The organism is Mesorhizobium sp. M7A.F.Ca.CA.001.08.2.1 (assembly GCF_003998455.1).
Taxonomy (GTDB): domain Bacteria; phylum Pseudomonadota; class Alphaproteobacteria; order Rhizobiales; family Rhizobiaceae; genus Mesorhizobium; species Mesorhizobium ciceri.
In genome coordinates this window covers 1-4,284 of the sequence record NZ_RZPW01000560.1, presented here as the reverse complement: position 1 = coordinate 4,284, position 4,284 = coordinate 1, and the positions used below count along the sequence as shown (strand labels likewise).

Below are 4,284 nucleotides of genomic sequence, written 5' to 3'. Positions count from 1 at the left end.
GTAATGCATGATGGCGCCGTTCGGGCCGGCGCCCGAAATGGTGTCGAAGGAGACGTCGCGCAGCGGCATCTGCGTTTCCTCGCCAGTCCGCCGACGCGACTCCTCCAGCCTGGTGACGACCGATATCTCGTCGAGCGAGCCGGGTTTTTGCCGCTCCAGCCAGCACAAGAGCTTCGCCACCGCAGCGCCATCACGGCGATGCGCGGCGCGCGAGCCGTTGATCTCGGCCTGGTTCTTGGTGGCGCGCGGGATGCGGGCGGGGTCGGCTGCTGCAATCACCGTGCCACCATTCTTCTCGACCAGCATGCAAAGCCTGTCGGCCGCCAGCACCGGGTCGAGCGCGATCTTCGCGCCGCACTTGGCGAGGCCCACGATTGCCGCCTCGAATTCGCCGGGCTCGTGCGGCTCGGCCAGCTGGGTGAGGTAGGCGGCGACCTGGCGCGAGAATTTGCGCTTATCCATGAAAAGCTGGTGCGACCCATCGGCGGCGAGGATGGCGAAGCCGAGCGCCAGCGGCGTGTGCGGCACGTCGCCGCCACGGATGTTGAAGGCCCAGGCGATGGAGGAGGGGTCGGTCAGCACCGCATGGGTGGCGCCGTCCTTGGCGATCGCCGCCGCCAGCCGCGCCAGCTTGTCCTTGGCGAGCTCGCCGGCAAAGCCGATCGGGTGGAGCTCGACCGGGGCCACCGGCGCGTCGGGCTGATCCTTCCAGATGATGTCGATCGGGTTCTTGTCGAGCGGCACCAGTACGGCGCCGTTCTTGTCGACTGAGGCCTGCAGCGCCTTGACCTCGCTGATCGTGTGCAGCCATGGATCGAAGCCGAGCCGTGCGCCCTTGCCAAGATTGTCTTTCAGCCAGACAGCCGGCGGATTGTCGACCAGGCTTTCGATTGAAAAGACGTCGAGATCGACCTCGCTGCGCACCTGCAGCGTATAGCGCCCGTCGACAAAGACGAAGGCGCGGTCGCGCAGGATGATGGCGACGCCGGCCGAGCCGCTGAAGCCGGTCAGCCATTTCAGCCGCGCCGAACGATCGGCGACATATTCGCCCTGATGCTCGTCGGCACGCGGGACGATGAAGCCGTCCAGCCCGTTGGCTTCAAGCCATTGGCGCAGCAGCGCCACGCGCGGTTTGCCGACGGCCGGGTCGCCCGCGGAATCGAAGGTCTGGAACATGGTGGGCCTCCTGCATGTCCGCGCAACCGTAGCGTACGGTCGCGGAAATCGGAATCGATTTCCGGCTGCGCGCAACCTGCTACAGCATCGCCGGACTGACAACTGGGGGAATTTGGTCCAGGCTCGGTCGGTGCCGGTCTAATGCTTCAGGTGGATCGTCACCCAGCCCTCGCGGTGCAAGGTTCTGACATGGCGGAAATTCTGGCCGACATAGGCCGAGATGACCGCGTCGCGCTGGCGCTCGAGGATGCCCGACAGCACGATCGAGCCGCCAAGTGCGATATGATGGGCCATTTGCGGCGCCAGCCGCATCAGCGGCCGCGCCAATATGTTGGCGACGATCAGATCGAAGGGTGCGCGCTTGCCGAAGATCGGATGGTGAAAGCCGGGCGCGGTTGCTGTTTCCACCAGTGCCTTGACGTGGTTGAGCCGCGCATTGGCGGCAGCCACCCGCACCGCCACCGGATCGATGTCGGTGGCCAGCACCGGAATGTGCGCCAGCTTGGCGACGGCGATCGCCAGTACCGCGCTGCCGGTGCCGAGGTCGAGCGCATTGCGCGGGTGTTCGCGCCGGACCACTCTTTCCAGCATTTCCAGGCAGCCGGCGGTGGTGCCGTGATGGCCGGTGCCGAAGGCGAGGCCGGCTTCGATTTCGATGGCGAGTTCGCCGCTGTGGCGTTTCCTGCGGTCATGTGCGCCGTGGACGAAGAAACGTCCGGCACGCACCGGCTTCAGCTCTTCCAGCGAATGCGCCACCCAGTCGATGTCGGGCAGGGGCTCGCGCTCGATCGGCTTCGACAGGGAAAGGCCGGCAAGGATGTCCTTCAAGCGGGTCTCGACCGCATCGATGTCGCCATCGGCATAGAGCGATACTTCGTGGATGTCCTTGTCCTCGTCGACCTCCAGCACGGCGATCGGCAGCCCCTCTTCCTCGAAGGCCGCCTCAAGCGCCGCGAAAATGCTGACGGACTCGATCTTTCCGGTGGTGAAGTAAAGGCGCGTCTGGGTCATGAAATGGTAATCAGCCTTTCGCCGCCAGCCGCTTCAGCTTGGCGATGGCCGTATCGGCGCTTTCGCCGTAGGCGATTGTGCCGGCAAAATCGCCCTTGGCGTTGAGCAGCAGCACCGAGGCGGTATGATCCATCGTGTAGTCGCCGTCGCCGGTGTCGACCTTCTTCCAATAGATGCCGAACGACTTGGCCATGGCATGGACCTTGTCCGGAGCGCCCGTGATGCCGACGATGCGGTCGGAGAAATTGCTGACATAGGCGTTCATCACCTCAGGCGTGTCGCGCTCCGGATCGACCGATACGAAATAGGCGTGCAGGTTCTTGCCGTCGTCGCCGAGCGTCTTCAGCCAGCCGGCCAGTTCGAACAGTGTGGTCGGGCAGACCTCGGGGCAATGGGTGAAGCCGAAGAAGACGACGCTGGGCTGGCCCCGGAAGGCGGCTTCGGTGATCGGCGCGCCTTTCTGGTCGACCAGAGTAAAGGCGGCCCCGAATGGCTCGCCGCCATAGTGGCCGCGATACCAGTCGAAGGTCAGCCAGCCGATGCCGGCCGCCATCAGGACGAGAATACCGACCAGGATAGAACGCATCATCAGAAAAGTCCGTCTGCAGAAATCGTCGCGCCGGCTCAATGCCGCGCCTGTGTCACAGTCTTAGCGGTTCGGCCCCGCACAGGCAAAGTGCCGCGTTGCCGCAACCGCTGCGGTGTCGACCTATCTGCTTGCAAAGCCGGGCTGCTCGCCCCACCTGTGACCGGCAACTCGAACCGCAGGAGGGTCCCTTGCAACGACTGATTGGGCACGGACTGATTGGGCGAAGACTGATCGGCGGTGCCTTGGCCGCGTGCGTTGTCCTAGGTGCCGGGGCCGCCGTGGCCGATGAAGTCGGCAAGGTCGGCGTCGACTGGCTCGGCAACGACATCATCGTCGAGGCGATCAAGGACCCCAAGGTGGAGGGCGTGACCTGCCATGTCTCCTATTTCGATCGCGGCATCATCGATCGCCTGCACAAGGGCAACTGGTTCGAGGATCCGTCCGATTCCTCGATCTCCTGCCGCCAGACCGGCCCGATCACCATCGGCGACATCGACATGAGCGAGGGCGGCGAGGAAGTGTTCAAGCAAGGCATCAGCCTGATCTGGAAGAAGCAGGTGGTGAACCGCATCTACGACAAGGCCAACGAGACGCTGATCTATCTCTCGCATTCGCGCCAGGTGCAGAACGGCTCGGCCAAAATGTCGGTCACCACCGTGCCGCTCTACGGCCAGAACGTGGTGTGGAGCAAAGGCAAGCCGCAATAGGCGGCTCAGCTCCTTCCCGGAACTGGCCGGGCGGACGGATGGTCCCCTTGCGGGACCGTTCGCTCGGGCGAATCCTAGCTGGGAAACGATCTGACGGACGATTGGCCCCGCTTGCGGGACCAATCGCCTGGGGGTAAAGCCGCCGGCATGGACCGTTCCGAAAATCTCGTCCCGAAAGACCCTGAGCCACGCATCCATCCGACCGCGGAATTAAAGGCGTGCAAGCTCGGCCGCTATGCCTCGATCGGCGAGCGGGTGGTGTTGCGCGAGGTCACCGTCGGCGACTTCTCCTATTTCGAACGCCATTGCGAAGCCATCTACACGACGATCGGGAAATTCTGCTCGATCGCCGCCAACAGCCGCATCAATGCGCTGGAGCATCCCATAGAGCGGCTGACCCAGCACAAGCTCAGCTACCGGCCGAACGAGTATTTTCGCTGGCTGGGCGTCGATGCCGCCTTCCGCGAGCGGCGGCAGGCGAAAGCCGTGACCATCGGCCATGATGTCTGGATCGGCCACGGCGCGGTGATCATGCCCGGGGTCACCATTGGCAATGGCGCGGTGGTTGGCGCCAACGCAGTGGTGACGCGTGATGTGCCGCCTTACGCGATCGTCGCCGGCGTGCCGGCGAAGGCTCTCCGGCCACGCTTCGCTCCGGATGTCGCGGCGCGGATCGAAGCTCTCGCCTGGTGGGACTGGCCGGTCGAAAAGCTCGCCAGAGCGGTTCCCGACATGCAGGCAATGCCGATCGAAGCGTTCCTCGATCGCTGGGAAAACGACGCCGTCTGACCAGTTCAAGAC

Annotated in this window: 5 protein-coding genes; 2 read left to right on the top strand and 3 right to left on the bottom strand. The window is 64.4% G+C overall.

Translation table 11 applies throughout. From position 1 onward, the window contains the following. From EN914_RS26265 to EN914_RS26255, 3 genes are all read right to left on the bottom strand, one after another. Positions 1 to 1,176: aminopeptidase P family N-terminal domain-containing protein (locus tag EN914_RS26265; RefSeq protein WP_206527239.1), on the bottom strand; the 1,176-nt coding region annotated here is incomplete at its 3' end. Positions 1,177 to 1,314: 138 nt separating this feature from the next. Next, the gene (locus EN914_RS26260) at positions 1,315 to 2,187 is read right to left on the bottom strand and encodes a 50S ribosomal protein L11 methyltransferase (RefSeq protein ID WP_024501453.1); all 873 of its coding nucleotides are present in this window, start codon (positions 2,185 to 2,187) and stop codon (positions 1,315 to 1,317) included. A 10-nt stretch (positions 2,188 to 2,197) separates the two neighbouring features. Beyond that, positions 2,198 to 2,776: an SCO family protein gene (locus EN914_RS26255; RefSeq protein WP_013530973.1), complete on the bottom strand. Its 579-nt coding sequence runs from the start codon at positions 2,774 to 2,776 to the stop codon at positions 2,198 to 2,200. A gap of 188 nt (positions 2,777 to 2,964) precedes the next feature. Here EN914_RS26255 and EN914_RS26250 point away from each other — a divergent pair, with 188 nt between their 5' ends. Together EN914_RS26250 and EN914_RS26245 are read left to right on the top strand one after the other, a co-directional pair. Beyond that, positions 2,965 to 3,483 carry a CreA family protein gene (locus EN914_RS26250; RefSeq protein ID WP_024501452.1) on the top strand — a complete coding sequence of 173 codons (519 nt, stop codon included), beginning with the start codon at positions 2,965 to 2,967 and terminating at the stop codon, positions 3,481 to 3,483. Between the two features lie 147 nt (positions 3,484 to 3,630). After that, positions 3,631 to 4,272, top strand: coding sequence for a DapH/DapD/GlmU-related protein (locus EN914_RS26245; RefSeq protein WP_024501451.1), 642 nt, complete (start codon positions 3,631 to 3,633; stop codon positions 4,270 to 4,272). Positions 4,273 to 4,284: the final 12 nt, after the last annotated feature.